10 protein-coding genes are annotated in these 23134 nt (G+C 71.9%); 5 read left to right on the forward strand and 5 right to left on the reverse strand.

Features of this window, described 5'->3' with window-relative positions; translation table 11 throughout:
- Window positions 1-31: 31 nt before the first annotated feature.
- Entirely contained in the window at window positions 32-4615 is a 4584-nt protein-coding gene (locus tag WMF46_RS27965) for an nSTAND1 domain-containing NTPase (RefSeq protein WP_437979990.1), read from the reverse strand.
- Between the two features lie 126 nt (window positions 4616-4741).
- On the opposite strand from WMF46_RS27965, the gene WMF46_RS27970 reads away from it, so the two are divergent.
- Both WMF46_RS27970 and WMF46_RS27975 read left to right on the forward strand, forming a co-directional pair.
- A complete protein-coding gene (locus WMF46_RS27970) occupies window positions 4742-5323 on the forward strand; it encodes a Uma2 family endonuclease (RefSeq protein ID WP_437979991.1) in 582 nt (193 codons plus the stop codon).
- A 253-nt stretch (window positions 5324-5576) separates the two neighbouring features.
- Window positions 5577-10712 (forward strand): AAA family ATPase, encoded by a 5136-nt coding sequence (locus WMF46_RS27975; RefSeq protein WP_437979992.1) that lies wholly within the window; start codon window positions 5577-5579, stop codon window positions 10710-10712.
- Between the two features lie 100 nt (window positions 10713-10812).
- Here the strand turns inward: WMF46_RS27975 and WMF46_RS27980 are convergent, their stop codons facing one another.
- Window positions 10813-12426 (reverse strand): DUF1552 domain-containing protein, encoded by a 1614-nt coding sequence (locus WMF46_RS27980; RefSeq protein WP_437979993.1) that lies wholly within the window; start codon window positions 12424-12426, stop codon window positions 10813-10815.
- On the reverse strand, window positions 12423-14204 hold the full coding sequence (locus WMF46_RS27985) for a DUF1592 domain-containing protein (RefSeq protein WP_437979994.1): 1782 nt from the start codon (window positions 14202-14204) through the stop codon (window positions 12423-12425). Before WMF46_RS27985 ends, WMF46_RS27980 begins: the two co-directional genes overlap by 4 nt.
- A 512-nt stretch (window positions 14205-14716) precedes the next feature.
- Here WMF46_RS27985 and WMF46_RS27990 point away from each other — a divergent pair.
- Complete coding sequence (locus tag WMF46_RS27990) at window positions 14717-15535, forward strand: glucuronyl esterase domain-containing protein (RefSeq protein ID WP_437979995.1); 819 nt, start codon at window positions 14717-14719, stop codon at window positions 15533-15535.
- Between the two features lie 313 nt (window positions 15536-15848).
- Here the strand turns inward: WMF46_RS27990 and WMF46_RS27995 are convergent, their stop codons facing one another.
- Window positions 15849-16679, reverse strand: coding sequence for a Uma2 family endonuclease (locus WMF46_RS27995; RefSeq protein ID WP_437979996.1), 831 nt, complete (start codon window positions 16677-16679; stop codon window positions 15849-15851).
- 92 nt (window positions 16680-16771) lie between these two features.
- Window positions 16772-19108 carry a hypothetical protein gene (locus WMF46_RS28000; RefSeq protein WP_437979997.1) on the reverse strand — a complete coding sequence of 779 codons (2337 nt, stop codon included), beginning with the start codon at window positions 19106-19108 and terminating at the stop codon, window positions 16772-16774.
- 346 nt (window positions 19109-19454) lie between these two features.
- On the opposite strand from WMF46_RS28000, the gene WMF46_RS28005 reads away from it, so the two are divergent.
- Window positions 19455-20813, forward strand: coding sequence for an SGNH/GDSL hydrolase family protein (locus WMF46_RS28005; protein ID WP_437979998.1), 1359 nt, complete (start codon window positions 19455-19457; stop codon window positions 20811-20813).
- A 345-nt stretch (window positions 20814-21158) separates the two neighbouring features.
- Complete coding sequence (locus WMF46_RS28010) at window positions 21159-23096, forward strand: PAS domain-containing hybrid sensor histidine kinase/response regulator (protein WP_437979999.1); 1938 nt, start codon at window positions 21159-21161, stop codon at window positions 23094-23096.
- Window positions 23097-23134 lie beyond the last annotated feature (38 nt).

Genomic DNA, 23134 nt, shown 5'->3' on the forward strand with positions numbered 1-23134 from the left:
CACGGCCGCGCTCCTTCACTGGCGCGCGGCCTCACGGCCGCGCGACGAGCCTCTTCCCCTGGGCCCTCAGGTTCGACACCGCCTCTCCCACGCGCTGGGCGAGCGGCAGGCCCCGGGGCACCACGAGGCCGGTCGCACCGCCCACGCGGCCGAAGGACCATGAGAGCACCGAGCCGTCGGCGTCCCACGGCGCGAGCCGCTCGCGGCCCTCGGACGGCATGGCGCCGACGATCTCGTGCCGCTCCAGGTCGAGCGCCGCGATCCGGTCCGCCGACGAGAGCAGCAACGTCTTGCCGTCGGGCGCGGCGGCGATGTCCTCCCACTCCGCCCCGCTCACGCCCTCGAGCACCCGCTCCGTGAGGCCGGCGCGGCGGATCACGACGACGCCCGTCGCGTCCGCGAAGGCCGCGTCCCCCGGCAGGGGGCCGTCCGCTATCGCGGTCGCGCGCGGCGTGGCGTACCCGAGGACCCGCACCTCGCCCCGCGCCTCGTCGATGCGCGCCAGCGCGCCCGAGCTGAACGCCAGCCACAGCCCGGGGCCGACGTCGCCGCGCGCGGCGCTCGGGCGCGCCTCGTAGACATAGCCGTCGGTCACCGCGATCGTGCGGGACGACAGGTCGCGCAGCGACGTCGCGACGAGGTTCCCGTCGAGCTCCTGCGTGAACAGCGTCCGACAGGCGGCGTCGACGCCTAGCACGAGCGCCGGCGCCCTCGGCACCACCTCCACCGTCGCGCCGGTCGTCGCGTCGAACAGCGTCCACACCCCCTCGTCCCGCCGGTACGCCATGAGCCGGCCGTCGTCGCAGGCGCGCAGCAGGTGGCCCCGCCGCACGGCCGTGCGGCGCCGCGAGCCCTCGTCGTACAGGCGCACCTCGCCGCCGATCTCGAAGGCGACGACGCCCCCGCGCCGCAGCGCGGCCGCGGCCGAGGCGGCCGCGCCGCGCACCTCGGGGCTCCCCTCCGGGTCGAGCCCCTCGAACCCGAGGAGGCGCTCCACGGCGGGCGCGCCCGGGCTGAACAGGACGAGGTCGCGCGTGAGCACGCGCCGGTCCGGCAGCCGCCACCCGCCGAGCAGCGCGTGCGGGCCGACGTCGCGCTCGGCGATGTCGGCCATCTCGCCGCGCGCGCGCAGCGGCCGCGGCGCGCCCTTGCCCGGGGACGCCTCGCACGGCGAGCCCTCGGGCGGCGGATCGCCCGCGGCGCGGCCGCCCTTCCGGAGGTAGTGCCAGACGCTGCCGCCGCTGCCGCACACGCCCAGATCGAGCCCGCCCGCGTCCCAGCGCGCCGACGCGGGCGCCGCATCCGTGTCGAGCTCGAAGAGCGGCGCCGCGGGCCGGTCGAGGGCGTAGATCGACGTCCTGCTCTGCTGCACGAGCGCGATCACGGGATCGCGCGGGCTGAAGCGGCCGAGCACGGCGGGCGCGCCCAGGGTGATCTCGGCGCCCGCGCCGCCGCCGGGCCCCCAGAGCAGCGCCCTGCGCCCGAGCACCGCCGCCACGTGCGCGCCGTCGGGCGAGACGCCGAGCACGTTGCCGCGGAACGGGTGCCGATCGACCGCCTCGGCGCCGCCGCCGCGCCGCATGTCCCAGCGCGCGATCCCGCCCTCGGTCGAGCAGGCGAGGACGGGCGCCGCCTCGGCCGCGTGGACGGCGCTGCTGCAGCGCACGGGCGCGACCGCGGCCAGCGCGACGGTGCCGCCCTCCCGCAGCCGGAAGACGCGGACCTCGCCGGTGACCGAGCGCGTCGCGAGCGCCGTGTCGAACGCGAACGGCACGCGCTCCACGTGCGGGGCGTCGTGCGGCCGCAGCGCGAGGACGCGCGGCGATTTGGCGCGCTCGATGCTCTCCGGGTCGGCGTCGAGCGCCACGTCGTCGATGACCTCCGGGTCGGGCGGGCGCAGGTCGGCGACGAGCAGCGAGCCCCCGGGGCCGCCGGCGATGACCCACCGATCGTCCCACGGCAGCGCCGGCCCCACCACGCCGTCCACGGTCAGGAAGCGCGCGCGCGGCAGGCCCACCGCGGCCGACGCGAGATCGAGCGGCAGCGCCGCGTCGTCCGCGCGCCGCGCGAGGGCCGCGGCGATCCACGCGGCGCGGTGGTACGGGTCCTCCGTGCGGCGCGCCTTGCCGATGAGCTCGGCGAGCTCGGCGCGCTCCTCGGCCTCGCGCGCCTTGGCCTCGGTCTGCGCCTGGCGCGCCGCGACCCACCGCTCGGCCACGAACCCCGAGGCGACGGTGAGCCCGAGCGCCAGCGCCGCGCCGATCTTCTTGGCGCGCTGGGCGCGGGCGCGCCGGAGGCTCTCCCGCACGAGCGCCTGCTCACGCCGCGGCAGCCGCGAAGCGAAGGCCGCGCGCTTGCTCACCTGCTCGAGCAGGTCGCGGCGCAGGAGGAGATCGGGGCTCTCGCCGGAGCGATCCCACACGTCGGCGGCCTCGCGGAGGCGCTCCAGCAGGATGAGCCGCTCCATGTGCAGCGCGCGGGTGGCGGCGGCGTGCGGCCAGCTCGAGACGAGCGACTCGTGGGCGAGCTCCACGGACCTGTCGCGGCGCACGAGGAGGCGCGCGCGCTCGAGGGCGCCGAGGACGCGGTCGACGTCGGCGGGCGGCGCGGCGACGGCCTCGGCGAGCTCTGCCTCGGCCCAGCGGACGCGCGACCCGTCCATCGCGCCGAGCCGGAGCAGCGCCTCGTCGGCGATCGCGCGGTCCTCCGGGGCGAGGGCGGCGAGGGCGGCGTCGGCGTGCCGCGCGAGGGCGCCGCGCACGCCGCCGAGCTCCTGCCAGGCCTCGCCGCTCAGCGCGCCGCGAAGGGCGCGGGCGCGCTCCCACCACTCCGCGAGGGCGAGCGCGATGAACGAGAGCGCCGCGCCGCCGCTCCGGAGCTCGCGCTGCGCCTCGGCCGCGACCTGGGCGAGCCCGCGCACCTCGGCGCCGGCGAGCTTCGCCGGGCCCGCGACGAGGTCCTTCACGGCGGCGGCGGCGGGCAGCCCCACGTAGCGCAGCGCGGCCCGGAGGCCCTCGCCGGCCGGGGTGGCGAGGAGGGCCGCGGTGCGGTCGTCGGCCTCGTCGAGCACGCCGATGAGCCGGAGGCCTCGCCGCGGCTCGCCGGTCGCGAGCGCGCCCACGAGGGCGGCGAGGCGCCCGCCGCCGAGGGGCGCGATCGGGTCGACGATCAGCGCGACGCCGACGGCGGACGCCATGCAGAACCTGGTGAGGGCGTCGAGGTCCGCGGCCTCGAGCTCCGGCGAGACGGCGGCGAGCGCGCGGGCGAGGGCGCCGTCCGGGTCGTCGCCCGGGGTGAGGCGCGCCTCGATCCAGTCGTCCTTCTGGTCGACGTGGCGGCGCGCGAGGTGGGGCACGAGCCCCGCGGAGGCGAGCGAGCTCTTGCCCGATCCGCGCGGCCCCTGGAGCACGACGCACGGCTCGAACTCGAGCTCGCGCCCGAGGCGCGCGGTGTCGTCGTCGCGCCCGAACAGGAGCCCCTCGTCGGTGGACGAGAGCGCCGCGAGGCCCCTGTAGGGCCGATCGGGGACGCCGTGGGGCCGCTCCCAGACCTCGTCGATCAGCTGCGTCAGCTTCCCGGGCGCGACGCGCCGGTGCGCTGGATCGACGGACAGGAGCCGCTGGAGGAGCGCGACGAGGCCGCGCGGCAGCCGCGCGGGGTCGCGCTCGAGGTCGCGCATGGTGCCGCGCAGGGTCGCGGCGCGCAGCTCGGTCCACCAGGCGGAGACGCTCGCGGGGTCGGAGCAGTCGTCCGGCTCGTCGGGCACGGCGTGCGGGAGGCGCCCTGTGGCGAGCTGCGCGATGCAGACGGCGAGCGCGTAGGCGTCGGTGGCGGCGGTCGGCTCGGCCATCTCGAGCACCTCCGGCGCCATGAAGCCCGGCGTTCCGATGACGTTGCGCGCGACGGCGGGGCTGTCCGCGCCGGCGAAGGCGCGGCGCGTGGAGGCGTAGACGTCGCGCTCGGCGAGGAAGGCCGCCGTGCCGAGGTCGCCGCCGCCGCTGTCATGGCCGCCGCCGACGGCGACGGCGGGGGCGCGGGAGACGGGGGCGCCCGCGCGCCGCGAGATGCCGAAGTCGAGGACCTTGAGGGCGCCGTCCTGGGTGAGGAACAGGTTGGCGGGCTTGAGGTCGAGGTGGACGACGCTGCGCGCGTGGATGACGTCGAGCGCGCCGGCGACGTCGCGGGCCCAGGCGACGACGCGGCGCCAGGGGATGCGGCGGCGGAAGCGGATCAGGTCGGCGAGGTTCCGGCCCTCGAGGAGCTCCATCGAGACGAACGGGGTCTTCGGCGCGCCGTGGAGGATGCCGGCGGCGTAGATGGTGACGAGCGACGGGTGGCGGAACGAGGCGAGGAGCTTGGCCTCGTCGGCCCAGTCGGCGGCGTCGGCGAAGTCGGAGACGAGGAGCTTGAGGGCGACCTCGCGGAACGGCGCGCCGTCGGGCAGGAGCTCCTCGGCGCGCCACACGTCGCCGAAGCCGCCGCGGCCGAGGCGGACGCGGAGCCGGTAGCGGCGGTCGAGCACGTCGCCGGGGGCGTGCGCGAGCCCGCCCGCGGGCATGGGCACCGGGCCCGGATCGCGGGAGGAGCTCCCCTCGTCGACGAGCGTGCGGTCCATCGCGGGACGACGGTATCACCGGCGCGGCGAGAGGTGGACGGTCCCGCTCACCGCGGTCCCCGGCGCCGCGGCGGTCCGCCCGGCGGCGCGTGGACATCGGAAGCCCGGCGCGCGACACTGCCGCACATGGGAGAAGCGGCGCCGCGACGGAAGCTCTCGCCGGCAGAGTACCTCGATCTCGAGCGCGCATCGGAGGCGAGGCACGAGTACGCCGGCGGCGAGCTCTTCGCGATGTCTGGCGGCACGTTCGAGCACAGCGCCATCGCCGCGAACATCGGCCGACTGCTCGGCAACGCGCTGGGCGAGCGCGGATGCGTGGCGCTCAACTCCGACATGCGCATCAAGATCCCCGCCGCGGATCGCTACGTGTACCCGGACGGCTCGGTCGTCTGCGGCCGCCCCGAGTTCGAGGACGAGCGGCGCGACACCCTCCTGAACCCAGTCCTCGTGATCGAGGTGCTCTCCGACTCTAGCGAGGCGTACGATCGCGGCGACAAGTTCGCGCATTACCAGACAGTGGCGTCGATCCGAGAGGTCGTCCTGGCGTCACAGAAGGCACCTCGCATCGAGGTGTTCGCGCGCCAGGCCGACGGGAGCTGGGTGCTCCGGGTCTATGGCCCCGGCGCCCGGGCTGCGCTGTCGTCGGTGGGGTGCGAGCTCGGCGTGGACGACGTGTACCGGGGCGTGCTCGCGGCCGCCAACGTCTGAATCCGCGGTTTCAGCGACACCGCATCGAACCGATCCACCAGCGCTGTAGCGGGAGTCGCCCCGAGGATGCCGCTCGAGGTCGCGAGAAGCGCTGAGCGTGCTGAGCGCCGCCAGGCTGGACATCCATGCCTTGCCGCGTATTCTGCCGGCGGGTGAGTCTCTGTCCGGCGGGGGGACGGCGGATGCTCGAGCTGATGTGTGGGGGGCGTCACGTTCCTTTGGATGCTGACGCGGAATACGGGGCCTTGCTGCCATGATCGATCTGTCAGGTCATACGCTGTTCGAGAGGGTATACGAAGGCTCCGAGACCGTGCTGTACCGCGGCCGCCGGAACGAGGACGGCGCGCCGGTCGCGGTCAAGATGCCTCGGTCCGAGTTCCCTACCGCCCGAGATCTCGCGCGGCTGCGGCGCGAGTTCGCCATCCTGCGGGACGCGGGTGAGGTGGCCGGCGTCGTCAAGGCACACGCCATCGAGAAGTGCGGCAGGGGCCTCGCGCTCATCATGGAGGACCTCGGCCCCTCCTCGCTGCACGCCGTCCTGAAGGCGCGCAGGCTCGACGTGGGCACGGCGCTCCGCACCGCCATCGCGCTCGCGGGCACCCTCGACACGCTCCACGGACTCCGGATCATTCACAAGGACATCAAGCCGCACAACATCCTGATCGACGAGAAGACGCAGAGCCCGCGGCTCGTCGACTTCGGCATCGCGGCGCGCCTCTCGAGGGAGACCCCCGAGACGGTCCCGCCGGACGCGCTCGAAGGCACCTTGTCGTATATCGCCCCTGAGCAGACTGGCCGCATGAACCGGAGCGTGGATCTGCGCGCCGATCTCTACTCGTTCGGCGTCACGCTCTACGAGATGCTGACAGGGGCCCTCCCGTTCCAGGAGGGCGATCCCACCGCGCTCATTCACAGCCACATGGCGCGCGTGCCGACGCCGCCGCACGAGCGCGCGCCGGGGGTGCCCCGCGCGCTGTCGGACGTGATCGTGAAGCTCCTGGCCAAGATGCCGGAGGACCGGTACCAGAGCGCCCGCGGGGTCAAGCTCGACCTGGAGGAGTGCCTCCGGCGGTGGGAGGCGACGGGCCGCGCCGATCCGTTCCCGCTCGGCCAGCACGACCGGCCGCTGGATCTGCGCGTTCCCCAGCGGCTCTATGGCCGGGATCACGAGGTGAACGTGCTCCTGTCCGCCTTTCAGCGGGCTCGCCGGGGCGCGGCCGGGCTGGTGCTCATCTCGGGCTACTCCGGCGTCGGCAAGACCACGCTGGTGAACGAGATCCACAAGCCCATCGCCCGTCATGGAGGGTATTTCGCGAAGGGGAAGTTCGATCCGATCAACCGGGACGTCTCGCTCGCGTCGGTGGCGCAGGCCTTCCGCGAGCTCATCCGGCAGGTGCTGACGGAGTCGGCGGCGGCCGTCGAGGAGTGGAGGCGCAAGCTGCTCGCCGCGGTCGGCGCGAACGGGCAGCTCCTCATCGAGCTGATCCCGGAGCTCGAGCTGATCCTCGGGCCTCAGCCGGCCGTGCCGGAGCTCGGGCCGACCGAGGCCCGGAACCGCTTCGATCTGCTGGTGCAGCGCTTCCTGCGGGTCTTCGCTGCGCCGACCCACCCGCTGACCCTCTTCCTCGACGATCTGCAGTGGGCCGATCCGGCCTCGCTCAGGATCCTGGAGCGCCTCCTCACGGACGTGGAGGGCAACCATCTCCTGATCATCGGCGCCTATCGGGACAACGAGGTGGACGCCGCCCACCCGCTGCACGCGACGCTGGGTGAGCTCCGCAAGTCCGGCGTGGCGATCGCCGAGCTCACGCTCAAGCCCCTCGACGTGCCCACGGTCACGCAGATCGTCGCCGACACGCTGAGCGCGCGGCCGCATGCGGTCGCGCCGCTCGCGACGCTGGTCTTCGAGAAGACCGAGGGCAACCCGTTCTTCCTGGGCCAGCTCCTCGGCGAGCTCCACGACGCGGGGGCGCTGTGGTTCGACGCGCCCTCGGAGGCCTGGGCATGGGACGTGGCGCGCGTCCGGGAGGCGGTCGCCGCGGACAACGTTGTCGACCTCATGCTCGACAGGCTGCACCGGCTCCCGCCGGCGACGCAGCGCGCGCTGAAGCTCGCCGCGTGCCTGGGCCACACGTTCGATCTCACCACGCTGGCGGCCGTCCACGAGAAATCGCCCGCCGCGACGGCCGCCGACCTGTGGGACGCGCTGCGCGGGGGCCTGATCGTGCCGCGTGACAGCGATTATCGCTTCTTCGACGAGAGCGCGGACACCGAGCCCTCGGCCCCCCAGGAGATCAAGGTATCGTACCGGTTCCTGCACGACCGGGTGCGCCACGCGGCCTACTCGCTGGTCGAGCCCTCGCGCAGGGAAGCGCTGCACCTGGCGATCGGCCGGCTGCTCTGGGCGCGGGCCGGCGAGACGCCGCCGGACGAGGACCTGATCGAGCTCGTCCGCCACCTGAACCTGGGCGCGCGGGGCATCGCCGACGAGGCCGAGCGGCTGGCCCTGGCCCGGCTCAACCAGCGGGCAGGCAGGGCGGCCAAGATCAGGACAGCCTATCAGGCGGCCGCAGACCACTTCAGCGCCGGGCTCGAGCTCCTCGGGGACGCGCGCTGGGAGCGCCACGAGGCGCTCTGCTTCACGCTCAGCCGCGAGAACGCGGAGTGCGTGTACCTGAGCGGCGCGCCCGAGCGGGCCGAGGAGCTCTTCACGTCCCTCATGCCCCAGGCGCGGTCGAACGTGGAGCGGGCGCACATCTACAGCCTCCGCGTGCTGCTCCACGTGACGCTGGGGAACCTCGCGGACGCGCTGCGCCTGGGCGGCGAGGGCACCGGCGTCCTCGGCTTCACGCTGCCGAGCAGCGAGGCGGAGCTGCAGGCGCGCGTCGGGGCCGAGCTTGCAGAGGTGGGCGCGAACCTGGCGGGCCGGCGCATAGAAGACCTGCTCGACGCGCCGGTGATGGACAACCCGGAGCAAAGGGCGCTCGTCCACCTCATCAGCGATATGATGGGGCCGGTCTTCTGCCTGAGGCCGGAGCTTTACCCGCTGTTCGTCCTCAAGCAGGTCAACATCTCCCTGCGGTACGGCCACGCGGACGTGTCCGCCCTCGCGTACACCTCGTACGGATTCCTGCTCGCGGTCTTGCAGGGGCGGCCCGCGGACGGCCACGCGTTCGGCCGCCTCGCCATCACCTTGAGCGACAAGTTCTCGAACGCCGCTCTGACCGCCAGGGTGAACTACGTCTTCGCCACGTATTCTCACCTGTTCCACGACGTGCGCGACGGGATTTCTCGCTTCCTGCAGGCGCGGCAAGGGCTGCTGGAATCGGGCGACTTCGCCCATCTCAGCAACGTATGGAACTGCGTGACCAGCAACATGTTCACCGCGGGCTATCCGCTCGAGGAGCTGCGCGAGGAGGTGGAGCGAGGCCTCGTCGTGTTACGGCGAACCGGGGACGTCAGCGGCACGGCCGTGATGACGCTCATGAGGCAGGCGATCGCGAGCCTGCAGGGGCGGACGCGGGCCCCCGACAGCCTGAGCGACGACCAGTTCGACGAGGACGAGTTCGTCGCGCGCCTCAAAGAGAGGGACTTGATCGCGGGCCTCTTCTTTTATGCGCTGCTCAAGCTGCAGCTTCCTTATCTGTACGGCGACTGCGAGAGGGCCGCGGCGAACGCCGCGGACGCCGAGGCCTACGGCGCGGGCATGCTCGGTTTGTATCAGCCGACGAAGCTGCATTTCTACGCTTGCATGGCGTTCCTCGGGCTGCCCGCCGCGGCGTCGCCCGAAGAGGCGGAGCGCCGCGCGCAGACCCTCACCCGCCACAAGGAGCGGATCGCGGGCCTCGCCGCGAGCGCCCCCATGAACTTCCAGCACCTGCTGCTGCTCATCCAGGCCGAGGAGGCGCGCGTCGCCGGCGACCAGCTCGAGGCCATGGGCCTTTACGACCGGGCGATCTCCCTGTCCCGGGAGAACGAGTTTCCTCACGACGAGGCGCTCGCGAACGAGCTGTGCGCGAAGCTGCACCTCCACGAGGGCAGGACGAAGGTGGCGCGCGCGTACATGGCGGACGCGTACCTCGGCTACCGGCACTGGGGAGCGACGGCCAAGGCGGACGCGCTCGCGCGCGATCACGCCGCGCTGCTGCCCTCTTCGAGCGACAGCGTGCCGATCTCGTCCATCCCCTCGGCGACGTCGGGCCCGGCGCACGCGGGGACCATCCTCGGCCGGACGACGGTCGGCAACCTGCGGGACGCCGCGCTGATCGTGCGCGCCGTGCAGGGCATCGCCGGCGAGACGGAGCTCGAGCGGGTGATCGAACGCCTTGTGACGCTCGTGCTCGGGAACTCCGGCGCGCAGCGGGGGGCGCTCGTCCTGGAGCGGGACGGGCGGCTCTTCGTCGAGGCGACCTTCGGGGTCGAGCCCGGGACGCTCGCGCTCGGGCCGAGCGAGCCGCTCGATGCGCGCCCCGACCTGCCGCACAAGGTGGCGCTGTTCGTCGCTCGCACCCGCGAGCCGCTGGTCCTCGACGACGCCAGCGCCGACGCCCGGTTCTCCGACGATCCCTGCGTCCTCGGGCAGGGCACGCGATCCGTCCTGTGCCTCCCGCTGCTCCACCAGGGCCGCATGAACGGCGTCCTTTACCTGGAGAACAACGCCGCGAGCAGGGCGTTCAACGCGAGCCGCGTAGAGCTGCTCGGCCTCCTGTCGTCCCAGGCCGCGATATCCATCGAGAACGCGCTGCTCCTCTCGGGCATGCGGGAGGTGAAGGAGCAGGTCCAGAACGCCAACCGGCGGCTCGAGGCCGAGGTCGCGCAGCGCACCGAGGAGCTCCAGCGCTCCAACGCGCAGCTCAGCGCGAGCAACGAGCGCCTGAAGATCGAGCTCACGCAGCGCGAGCAGGCGGAGCGGGAGCGGGCCGCGCTGCAGCGCCAGATGTTCGAGGCGCAGCAGACGAGGCTGGCGGAGCTCTCGACGCCGCTCATCCCGATCACGGACCAGATCATGGTGATGCCGCTCATCGGTACCATGGACGCCGCGCGGGCGGCCCAGGTGCTGGAGGTCGCGCTCGACGGCGCCCAGCGCAACCAGGCGCGCGTCGTGATCCTGGACATCACCGGGATGAGGCACATCGATACCCAGATCGCGCAGACGCTCGTGGGGACCGCCAATGCGCTGCGGCTGCTCGGCACCGAGGCCGTGCTCACCGGCACGCGCGCCGAGGTCGCCCAGGCGATGGTGGGCCTGGACATCGAGCTGAAGTCCATCGTCACCATGGGCACCCTTCAGAGCGGCATCGCCTATGCGCTCCGCCGCGCCGGGCAGTCGACCGGGATCGGCGCGCCGCTGTCCTCGGGGCCAGCCCGCGCGCGCCCGCTGGCGAGGTGAGGTCGGGCGGTCACGCTAAAACCGATCGTGGACGTCAGAGAGCGCCGACGGCGCTCTCGTGCACGCGCTGGCCCAGGCCTGCGGCGTACCTTCGGTCGCCTCACGCCTTGATGGCGTCGAGCTCCCCCGGCTTGCTGATGCCGGGCCCGTCGGTGACCTTGCCTGCGCCGTCGGTGGTGAACGACGGCCCGCTGCCGCCGAAGCCAACCGCGACAGCATCCGAGACGCCGAAGCGATCGACAGGAACCCACTCGGGCATCCCGGCGCCGAGCGCGTTGATCAACGTCGTGTAGAGCTTGTTCAGCGGGACGGTTCCGCCCGAAGAGCCGGTGTTGCCGCTGTTGTTCTCGCCCTCCGTGCCGCTCGAGCAGGTGGCTTCGCTGTTGCCTGCCTCGAGCTTCCCGCCCGCGACGTTCACCGAGACGCCCTGCTTGAGGTAACCGCCGGCGCTGCCGGCGATCACGATCGGCAGGTTGTTGTTGTTGTGCGCGTTGCCGTCGGCGAGCTCGGGCAGCCACATGACCGCGGAGTTGTCGAGCATGGTGCCGCCCCCCTCCTCGATGCTGTCGATGGTCTTGACCAGCTTGGCGAACCGACCCGCGTACCAGCGGTCGATCTCGTGGAGCTGCTCGATGACGCCGCTCACGCACTGGCCGCCGACGGCGGCGCTCCCGTTCCGGTGCGAGAGCCCGTGATGATCGTGGGTGTGCGCGATGCCGTCCCACTTGAACGTCACGAAGCCCGGCCACTGGAGCACGATGGATCGGTTGTTGTCACACATCATCGTGAGGGCGATGAGGCGGATCATCATCTCGCTGCCCAGGGTGTACACCTTCTCGTTGTTGGGGAAGCCGCCGCCGCGAGCGGGGTATCCCGCCTCGGTGAGGGCAGCGTCCGTGACGCCGAGGGCGGTCGCCGACTCCGCGGTGCAAGCAGAGGGGATGACGCGCTGCTCCGTCTCGCGGAGCAGGGAGAGCCAGTCGTCGATCTTCTTCCGATCGGCGCCGCTCATCTTGCGGGCCTTGTAGGCGTTCAGGTCACGGCTCACCAGATCGATGATGCTCTCGCCGCGAGCCACGCGATAATCCGCTTCGGTCGCCGGGCCGCTCACGAAGAGCCCGGTCAGGCTGCTGTACACCGTGCGCGCGTTGGTCACCGGCGCGTACGGCGTCTTCGGCGCCGAGTACGACACGATGCCCTTGACGTTCGTGAAGGCATTGCCGACGGAGAGCACGAGCGGGACCTTGTTGGTGCCCGGGTTGAAGCGCTGCGCGATCTCGTGATCGAGCGAGTGCGACAGCGCCCAGTGATCTCCGGCGGGATCGAGGGGCGCGCAGGTCAGCTTGCTGCCCATGCCCTGATCGTGGGGATCGAAATACTCCGTGCCGTCCACCTTGTTGTTGAAGCCGTTCAGCGGCATCGCGAGCCCGCGCGGGAAGAGCAGCTTCGCCGCGAAGGGCGCGAGCGGGGCGAGGGTCCGGGGCTTATCGTCCGCCTGCGTCGTCTCCAGCGACGCCGCGGTGACGCTCCCGGCCCCGTTCTCGATCCCCGTCGGGAACCACCGGTTCGTCAGGCAACCGTTGTTGGTGTAGAAGATCACCAGGCGGCGCGGCGACGGCGCCTCCTGCGCTCGCGCGGAGCGGCCGAGCGAATTCAAGAACGGGACGGCGAGCGCCGCGCCACCAATTCCACGCAGGAACAGTCTTCGGTTCACGGCTCCACCTCCGCCTGCAGGGCACGAACTCGGAACGATTGACTCTGTGTGAGGTCTGCGATGAGGTCGAGCACCGTGTAGCCGCCCTGCGTGAGCTTGGCGGTCAGCTCGTCCACGGTGCAGGAGTCCTCGTTGTTCAGCTCGCGCTGGTAGGCGAACGAGACCCACTTTCTCACGTAGCAGGTGTGCGCTGCCGGGGAGCTCGCGATGGCCTCGGAGAGCGCCACCGGGCCGTCGACCTCCACGACGTCCTCGCCGACGCCGACGTTCACCCGTGTGTCGATGGGCGCGCCCGAGAACGATTCGGTCTGCTGGTAGGCGCCGACGGCGTCGTACGCCTCGAACGCGAAGCCCGCAGGGTTGATGTACGTGTGATGGCAGAACGCGCAGGAGTCTCCCGACGTCTGCGCGTCGACCCGAGCACGGTTGGTCGTGAGGCTCGCGTCCGTGGGCAGCGGCGTGCCCTCCACCATCGGAGGCGGCGGCGGGATGTCCGCGCAGAGGACCTCCTTCTGCAAGAACGCCCCGCGCAGGATGGGCGACGTCCGGTCGTACCCCGAGTGCGACACCAGGAAGCCCAGGCGGGTGAAGAGGCCAGAGCGCTGCGTCGGGTCGAGCTCGACCGGCACGAGCTCCGCGCCGTTGAACTCCGCAGGATCCAGGTCATAGAGCGGCGCCAGGGAGGCGTTGACGAAGCCCACCGGCGTGGTGACCAGATCCTGGAACGTCCCGGCCTGATCGAAGACAACGTGCTCGATGAAGCGATCGGTCTCCTCCGACAGCAGCGGGATCATCGACGCTTTGAAGTCCGGGAAGGCGGCCGCATCACGCTGGATGTCCGACCAGCGCGTGCCGGGGCCCATGTGGAGGTAGAGCTCGTGGAAGGCCTTGACCATCCCGCGGCTCTTGGGATCCGCCAGCATTCGCTGCGCCTGCGCGAGGATCTGCTCCGGCGTCTGCAGCGCGTCTTCGTCTGCCGCGGCGAACAGCTCGTCGTCCGGCATGGTTCCCCAGATCAGGTACGAGAGGCGCGACGCCACCTCGTGGCTGTTCAGCACGAAGTACTCGCCCTCCGGCTTCTCGCTGATCTCTGCGCGCATCAGGAAGGAGGGCGAGAGCAGAAACCCTTCGATGATCAGCTGGGCGCCGTCCTCGAACGAGCCGGTCGGCGTGAGCGCCTGGCGGCGAGCGTAGAGGGCCTGGAAGAGCCCTCTCTCCTCGTCGGTGAGCGGGCGCCGGAAGGCGCGCCGTCCCAGCGTATCGATGAGCTGGTTCGCGCACGCTGCGCCGTCGCCTGCCGGTGTGCACGGGATGGTCTTGGCGCGCGCCCTGGCGTCTGCCATGACCGCCGCCGCCACCGTCGCCGCGGCGGTCTTGTACCCGTCCCACGCGCGCTGATCGACGCTCCCGACCCCGTCCGGCGCGAGCATCGACGACGGCTGGGTGTCGATGCCGACCAGATCGCGAATCGTGTTGTCGTATTGCGCCCTCGTCAGACGCGGCAGCGCCGACGTTCGCGGGACGCCCGGCACGCACACCGTCGGCTCGACGCCGGGGCCGCCCCCCGCCGAGCCGTCCCCTCCGCTGCCAGACCCGCTGCCGGACCCGTTGCCAGACCCGCTCCCAGGCCCGTCGCCAGACCCGCTCCCGGGCCCGTCGCCAGAGCCGCTGCTCGCCTCCGGGTCATCGCCGCCTATCATCGCGGTGCAACCGCCCATGGCTGCATAACTCGCCGTGAGCAGCACAGGAACGATGAACCGTCTCGCCCACGTGTCCATAGAACTCACCTCATCCGAGGGGCTCTCACATCGAGCATCGCCCAGACATCAGGATGCCTTGTCGTGGGTCGGAGATCACGAGTTTTCTCGTATTTTCGTCTTGGCGCAAGTTTGCTTTCGCCCGGCAAATCCGCTGGTTTGCAAGGCGCCGGGGCGAGGCGCGTGAGTAGAATTTCGACTTCTCTTGTGATACAGCAATTATTGCGTGAGAGTGGCATGATGTTGTGAACGCTCACATGGACATCGACCTACAGCGGACAGCGCCACGCGACCCAATGGGCTCTTCGAGACGTCGGAATGGGCATGTCGACGCGCAGAGATCAAGGCGCAGGTCGAGGAGTACGAGTCCAGACCGAAGCCCGCGGTGTCCAAGGATGACGTGACGGGGGAATTTTCGGGGAACAAGCTGACGGTCGGCGTCAACGAAGGCTCGAAGAGCGTCTCCTTCTCCGTCGATATCAACCGGCCTGCCGGGGCGCCCTCCGCTCCGATTCCGCTCCTCATCAGTCTCTATGGCCTTGCGCAGCGTGACCCTGGACGCGAGCGTGTTCAGCCAGAACGGCGTCGCGACGGCCATCTTCAACAACAACGACATGGGCGCCCAGGGCGGCGGCGGCACGCGTGGTACGGGGATCTTCTATGACCTCTACGGCGAGGACCACCCGGCCAGCTCGATGATCGCGTGGGCCTGGGGCATCAGCCGGATCATCGACGCGCTGGAGAAGACCCCGGCGGCCAACATCGATCCGAAGCGCATCGCCGTGACGGGTTGTTCGCGGGATGGAAAGGGGGCTCTCACGGCAGGAGCGTTCGACGAGCGCATCGTGCTGACGATCCCGCAGGAGTCGGGCGCCGGCGGCTCGGCGAGCTGGCGCGTCGCACAGGCGGGGAAGGACGCTGGGGAGAACGTGCAGACCCTCTCCCATGCGGCCGGTGAGCAGCCGTGGTTCCGTGAGAGCTTCGGCGCGAACTTCGGCAGCAAGGTGACGACGCTCCCGTTCGATCATCACATGGTCATGGGCCTCGTCGCTCCGCGCGCGCTGCTCGTCGTCGACAATCGAATCGATTGGCTCGGCATCGACAGCACCTTCACGGCCGGGTCGATCGCCCACGCGATCTGGGAGGGGCTCGGCGTGCCCGACAGGATGGCTTACTCACAGCTCGGCGGCCATGAGCACTGCCAGTTCCCCGCGCAGCAGAGGGCGATCCTCGAGGCGTACGTGAAGAAGTTCCTCGTCGGGGGCGACACCGACGACACCAACCTGCTCGAGAGCGACGGGGCGAAGGCCGACCTCGGCCGGTGGATGACGTGGACGCCGCCGAACCTCTAGAGCGACAAACGGCTTGAAACCACGAGAAAAGCAGGAATTTCACAGGGAGACGGGGAGGCGGGGAGCGAGAGACGGCAAGAGAAAGAAATTCATTCTTTCTTCCTCCCCGCCTCCTCGCCTCCCTGTGAAAATTCTCCGGGTTTCAACGTGATCGGTATTCTAGTGACCCCAGGGCTCACCCGTCGCGGAAGCGCAGCCTGACGGCCACCTCCGGCGCGCTGCGGACGGCGAGTTGGAACGTGGTCCGGCGCTTCCGGCGAAGTCCGCCGAGCTTCCTAGATGGTCCTGAACGCCCCCCGGCCGAGCGTGCGCCTCATCCCGGGGAGCGCCGCCGGGGCTTCCGCTTCCCTCGGGCTTGCGCCAGCTCTGCCCGCAGCGCCTGCACCTCAGCCTGCAGCTTGTCGTTCGCTTCGCGCGCCTTGCCCTCGGCCTCGCGCGCCTTGCCCTCGGCCTCGCGCGCCTTGCTCTCGGCCTCGCGCGCCTTGCTCTCGGCCTCGTCCGGCGTCGGCAGCAGATCGTGGCCTTCGCGGTCGCGCGCCAGCCGGAGCATGGGGCCGAGCGACTGGTCTTGCACGACGGTCCACCAGAGGCCCAGCGTCTCGCAAGCAAGCAGATCGGGGTCGTCGGAAGCCCGCTCCACGAGATCGCCTTCCAGGGCGTCCCAGACGCGGATCGGTCGCTCTCGATCCTCGGGATCGAAGCGCACAACCTCCGGGATGCCCGCGGCGCGGTAGCGCTCGAGCTTCTCGTCCCAGGCGGGCTCGCCCTCGTCCGAGTCGCTCACGATCTCGACCCCGAGGTCAGGCGCCCCGTGCAGCCAGATCTTCCAGGTGCGGAAGGTCCGATGAGGCATACCCAGACGCACGAAGGCGTTGGGGGCCAGGCGCTTCTTCGATGTCGTCGGGTCCCAGTAGACGAACTGGTCGGAGCCGAGGGTCGCCGTGTGCGCGAGCTCGCGCTTGAGGATGAGGTACAGCGCGGTGCGAAGCTCCAGGTGGAGGTTCGTCTCGGGCACTTCTTCGGCCTCGGGGAAGTACACCGGCTCGGGCGGGCGGCTGTAGACATGGGCTCCCATCCGGCGGCGGGGTACGGCGGCCGGACGAGGTGCAGCGGACGGGCGGGCCGTGGAGTCGACAGCTGACATGGCCTGCTCCGGACGATACCACGACCACCACCTCTGCGACATCGACAGGCCGAGGCAGCGGCTGCCAGGCGAGCCGCGCTCGTCGCGGCCCCTCAGCCGCCCGCGGCGTCCAGCATCGCCCGCAGGAGCGGCGGTGTGCGCCGCGGATCGCAGGGCGCCTTCACCGCCCGGCCCGCGACGACAGCGCTCATATGGCATGTCCCCGGCCGCGGCAGGTGATCCATCCAGTAGAGATCGAACCGGTCGTCCGGCGCGAGCCGCCGCACCATCGGCTCGAGCGGCAGCATCAGCCCCTCGCGGAAGCGGGCCAGATAGACCACGTTCGACAGGCGAACAGGGGAGTTCAGCCCGATGCGCCGCCGCGTCCCGGACGCGTACGGGCCCGTGTGATCGATGAACTCCACCGTCTGGAGATCGCCGTAGAGGTCCGGCTCCGTCTTCTCGACCGTCACCAGCGTCCACGCGCAGAGCGGCCGCTGCGCCCGCAGGAGCGCGCGCGTCATCTGCTCGAAGTCGGGCAGATCCGCGGCCGCCCGCGCCTCGGTGTAGTGGCCGTGCGCGAACTGGTTGCGCTCGGCCTGCATCAGGTTCGACAGCGTCTCGAACGTCTGGTTGTGCGACAGCTTGACGTCGAGCACCTCCCTCGCCATCGAGCCGATCGGATCGTCACGATCGCCGAACGCCCGCGCGGCCGTGCGCGCGAGCTCGCGCCACGCGCCGAGCGCCAGGCCGTCGCGCGTGCGCGTGCGGCCATGGAAGTCGAGCAACGCGCCCCACCCGGGAGGCGCCCCGCCCGCGCCCGGACCGCTCGCGCCCGCGCTCCCCCCGCCCGCGCCCGGACTGCTCGGGACGCCGCTGCGCGCCGAGGTCGGGGGCGCGCTGCCGCCGCTGAAGAAGGCCGAGACGAGCACCGTCGCGATGAAGCGCCACGTGCCCTCGAGCACGTCGAACAGCATCTTCACCCGCTCGATCGCGCTCGACGCCCCGATCGCCGCCCGCACCCGCCCCGCGATGGGATAAGGCAGGCCGCCGCTCAGCGCCGAGAGCACCCCGTGCGGATCGCCGCACTCGCGCGAGATCTCCGCCGCCCGCGCGCCCGCGTCGGCGTCGTGCAGGAGCTCCCACGACAGGGTCCGCGCGTGCTCGACCCTCCCGTCCAGGATGGGCGGCCGGCCGTGCCAGTCGCACTGCACCGCGCTCGCCATCACCGCAGGATCCGCCTTGCGGGGCACACACGCGGCGACCACGCCGGGCGCGAGCGGCGCGATCAGCGCGCCGGCGCCCGCGTGGGTCGCGACGACCGCCGCGAGCTCCTGCGCGAGCGCCCCGATGACGTGCGGCCCGACGCCGCCGAGCGCGCTCTGCTCCTCGATGCCGAACAGGACCGTCGCCCGGCGCCCGCTCCGCGACGCCTCGATCACCTCGAACGGCGCGGCGAAACGCGCGCTGGCCGCGCTGTCGCGGAGCTCCGCCACGGGGGTGGACGCGCCGTCCACACCCGCCGCGCCCCGCTCGCGCTCCGCCGCGAGCGACGCAATGGCGTGCAGGCCGAGCTCGACCTCGCGGCCGGCGACGTCGGCCTCGCCGGCGATCGTGAAATAGCCGCACGCGAACGCCCCGAGCCCCGCGGCCTCGGCGGCCTCCAGGGCCTGCCGAGCCGCGGCGGCCGCCTCCGCGGCGCCGCCCCGCACGAGCACCACCGCCGTGCCGTCCGCGTCGCCGACAGGCAGATCCGGCCACAGCCGGTGCACCGCGACCAGCGCGGCCGCCGCGCGCGAGGGCGCGCCCGCCTCGATCGGTCGCAGCAGGACGAGCGCGCCCTGGCCCTTCCGCGCGAGGAGCGACGCGCACTCCTGCTCCAGCCCGGCGCGCGCGAGCAGGCCCGTCGCCGGGTCCACCGCCCCTGCGGGGACCGACAGCGCGGCGTAGCGGCGGTCGAAGAACGTCGCGCGCATGCCGCCGACGCAGACGAAGGTGCCGTGGACGAGCGGCGATTCCTCCCCGCGCGCGAGGTGCCGCGCGCCGACCTGCACGGGCACGCTGCACTCCTCGCGGCGGCGCAGCCACCAGCGCACGCCGTCGTGGCGCAGCGAGGCCGCGAGCCGCGACGCCACGTCGGGGTACACGAGCTCGTTGCGCTCGTCGCCCACGCGCTCCACGCGGCCGAGCCGCAGCGCGCCGACCGGCTCGAGCCGGAGCTCGTGGAGGTAGCCGTCGCGCCCCTCGATCCGCAGCCGATCCGGCGCGGCCACCTCGCCGCGCCACAGCGAGAACCCGGGCGCCTGCGTGAGCCAGAGCGTGGCGCCGCCCGCCGCGACCGACCGCAGCTCGGCCCCGGGCGCGCCCTCGGGGCCGCTCGCCTCGACGGGCGCGGGCGGGACGCTCTCGCCCGCCGGAAGGTCCTCGCCGCTGTCTCGTCCGCCCGTCACGCGTCCCTGTCCATGGTGATGCCCGCGAGCCGCGTCCCCAGAGCATCCGGGGGCTCCTTGGGCGATTACCGCACCGCGCCACGGCAAATTCAACGCAAATGAGCTGGGGCGCATTCCTCGCCGGCCTCTCTGCACTGCCGCGCGCGGCGGGCGGCACGCCGCGCGCCGCGGCTTGACGCCTCCGACGCGTTTGCATTTCCTTCCTCCGCGCCGGCAGCCCGCCCCCTGGGCGCGCTCATGGCGAGACCGACAACACAGTCCGAGCGGATCCAGGCGAAGCGAGCGCGTTGCGACCGACGAGCCAGGGGGTCTTCCGCGCTCCACGCCAACAACCGGGAGAGAGCCGATGGCAGATAGACAGAGACATCACGGAATCACCTCAGCGCGCCGCGACGCCCGGCGCTCCTCGCTCGAGCTGCTGGCGAAGGTCGGTCGCTCATCGCGGGTCTCCCTCGTCGCCGCGGTGGTCGCGCTGATCACCAGCGCGCCGGGGCGCCCCGCGCTGGCCGCTGACAAGGCGCCCGAGGGGCGATGGGTCGCTGGATGGCACAGCAGCCCGACGCCCGGCGGCACGTTCAACTCGCAGGATTGTCCCTCGGACGTCGGCCTCGCCGACCAGACGGTCCGGAACATCGTCCGCGTGAGCGCCGGCGGGAGCTCGGTGCGCGTGCGCATCTCCAACGCCGGCGGCAGCGAGCCGCTCAAGGTGGGCTCGGCGTCGGTCGCGCTCTCGGCCAGTGGAGCCGCCACGGTCGCGGGGAGCTCACTGCCGCTGCGCTTCGGGGGCCAGACCTCGATCCTCATCGCCGCGGGCGGCGAGGCGGTGAGCGACCCCGTGGCGCTGAAGGTCCAGCCGCTGCAGGCGCTGGCGGTGAACGTCTACCTTCCGGGCAAGACCGGGCCGATCACGCAACACTACTTTGCGGCACAGGACAACTTCCTCGCTTCGGGCAACCAGACAGGGAACGGCGCCGACAAGCAGTTCACACGGAAGATCTCGTGCTGGATGGCGGTGTCGGGCGTCGACGTCAAGGCCTCGCCGGACGTCGTCGGCACCCTGATCACGCTCGGTGATTCGATCACGGATGGATACCTGTCGACCAAGAACGACAACCATCGCTACCCCGATTACCTCGCGCAGCGCCTCGCCAGCCGGAAGGGGCCGACCCTCGCCGTGGCGAACGCCGGGATCATCGGGAACGAGCTGCTCACCGTCCGTCCCCAGCTCCAGTTCGGGTACCCCGTCCCTGCCCGCCTCGCGCGGGACGTGCTGACCCAGCCCGGCGCCCGCGCGATCATCTTGCTCGCAGGCATCAACGACATCGGCGATCGCTCCGCCAAGGCCGCGGATCTGATCCCGGCGATCCAGCAGATCATCCAGTCTGCCCGCGCCGCCGGGCTCAAGATCTACGGCGGCACCCTGGTGCCGTTCGCCGGCTCGAACGGCACCTACAAGGGCGACTACGGCACCGCCAAGGGCGAGCAGGAGCGGCAGAAGCTGAACACCTGGATCCGCACGAGCGGCGCCTTCGACGGGGTGATCGACTTCGACAAGGCCCTGCGCGATCCGGCCGATCCGAGCCGCCTGCTCCCGGCCTACGACGCGGACAAGCTGCACCCGAACGACGCCGGGTATCAGGCGATGGCGAACGCGGTGGACCTGGACGCGATCATCAACGCCGTCGTCAAAGCGACCTCCCCGTAACCAAGGGCGGCGGCGATCCGTCGCGATCGCGTGCGCCCCGCGGAGCTCGCGGTGGCTCGTCGCTCCGCCGCCGTCCTCCGCTGGCACGCCGAACGCGGCGAATCCGCCCAAGGTGCGCGTCCCAGATCCCCCGCAGCGCTCGCATTCGAGCCCGCGCGCGCCCGTGCCTTCGCCGGGGCGAGCATCGAAGATGCGATGATTGTCTGTCGGCCCTATAAATGATAAGTGGCCTTATCATGCCCGTCCGCGCGCCGATCAAGCCGCCCGAGACGAACGAGATTGTCCTGGTCGGAGGTTATCTGGGCGTGAAAGGCCGGTCCCACGCGTCGAGGAAGGCGAGGGAATATGAGCTCTGACGACGGCGATCAAGGGGACTACAGGAAGCTCGCCAACGCGCTGCCTCAGATCATCTGGACGTGCGACGCCGAGGGACGCCTGGATTGGGTCAACGATCGATGGACGGAGCTCACCGGCCTCGGCCGCGAGGAGTCGCTCCGGGACAAGGGCGCGCTCGCCGCCGTGCACCCCGACGATCGGGCGCACGTGCAGCGGTGCTTCGCCGAGGCCCTCTCCACCTCCAGCACGTGCGAGATGGAATACCGGCTCCGCACCCGGGCGGGTGTCTATCGCTTCCACCTCGGCCGGGTGGTGCCGATTCGGGGCGACGACGGCAAGGTCACGCGATGGGTGGCCGCCGTATTCGACATGCATGATCAAAAGGAGGCCGAAGCGCTCGCGCGAGCGCGCGCAGATGAGCTCGCGGTGCTGATGGATGCCGTCCCGGCCGCGGTGCTCGTCGCCCGCGACCCAGGCTGCCAGGAGCTGCACGGCAACCGCGCCTTGCACGCGCTGCTCGGGAGCGATCCGGGGCAAAACCTGGCACGGACGGCCCTGGGCGCGGGCGGCGACGCGGTAGACGACCGCGGCTTCAAGGTGCTGGTCGACGGCGTGAACCTGCCCCCGGGGGAGCTGCCCCTCCAGCGGGCGGCGCGCGGCGACGAGGTGACGCCCCACGAGATCGTGCTCGAGTTCCCGGACGGGCGCGCGATCCACCTGTACGGCGGGGCGGTGACGCTGCGCGAGCCGAGCGGCGAGGCGCGCGGCGCCATCAGCGCGCTCGTCGACGTGACGCGGCTCAAGGAGACAGAGGCTCGGCTCCACGAGGTAGCGCGCCAGAAGGACGAGTTTCTGGCGCTCCTGTCCCACGAGCTCCGCAATCCGCTCGCCCCCATCCTCACGGCGGTCCAGCTGATGGAGCTGCGCGGCAACGTCGCGACGCCGCGCGAACGCGAGGTGATCGCGCGCCAGGCGCAGCACCTGATACGGCTCGTCGACGACCTGCTCGACGTCGCGCGGGTGGCGCGCGGCAAGGTCACGCTCTCGAAGAAGTGGCTCGAGCTGGCGAGGGTCGTGGAGCAGGCGGTCGAGGCGACGGAGCCTCTCCTGGCGCAGCGAAGGCACAAGCTCACCTTGTCGGTGCCCACCGAGGGCCTCCCGATCGAGGGCGACGAGGTCCGCCTCACCCAGGTGGTCAACAACCTGCTCACGAACGCCGCGCGCTACACCCCGCCCGGAGGCCACATCGAGGTGACCGCCCGCCGCGAGGGCGGCGATGTCGTGCTGCGCGTCCGGGACGACGGCGAGGGCATCGATTCGAGCCTGCTGCCCAACGTGTTCGAGATGTTCGTGCAAGGGGAACGTGGCTCGGACCGAGCCCTGGGCGGGCTCGGCCTCGGGCTGTCCCTCGTGCGAACGCTGACGATGATGCACGGGGGCGTCGTGAGCGCGAAGAGCGCCGGCGTCGGTCGAGGCAGCGAGTTCACGGTGCGTCTTCCAGCGGCGGCGGCCCCGCCCTCGGCGGCGCCCGAGGCTCGCCCGCCTCAATCGCGGCCGCCGCAGACGCGGCGCCGGCGCGTCCTGGTCGTGGACGACAACCGAGACGGCGCCGAGCTTATTGCGGAGATGTTGAGCAAGAGCGGCCACGAGGTGCGCATCGCTCACGACGCATCACGCGCGCTGTCGCTCGTGGACGCCTTCCGGCCCCAGATCGCCATCCTCGACATCGGCTTGCCCGTGATGGACGGCTACACGCTCGGGCGCGAGCTCCACACGCGCCTCCAGGACGCCCCGCCGATCCTGATCGCCCTCAGCGGTTACGGCCAGGACAGCGACAAGCGCAGCAGCGACGCAGCGGGCTTCCGGCTGCACCTCGTCAAGCCGATCGACGCCAGGGTGCTCGTCCCGCTGCTCGACGGGCTCCCCGACGACGCCGGGGGGCGCTGAGAGCCGCTCACGCCGGGAGCGCCGTTGCCATCGCAGCG

The sequence above is a fragment of the Sorangium sp. So ce117 genome (assembly GCF_051524395.1).
GTDB lineage: Bacteria > Myxococcota_A > Polyangia > Polyangiales > Polyangiaceae > Sorangium > Sorangium cellulosum_B.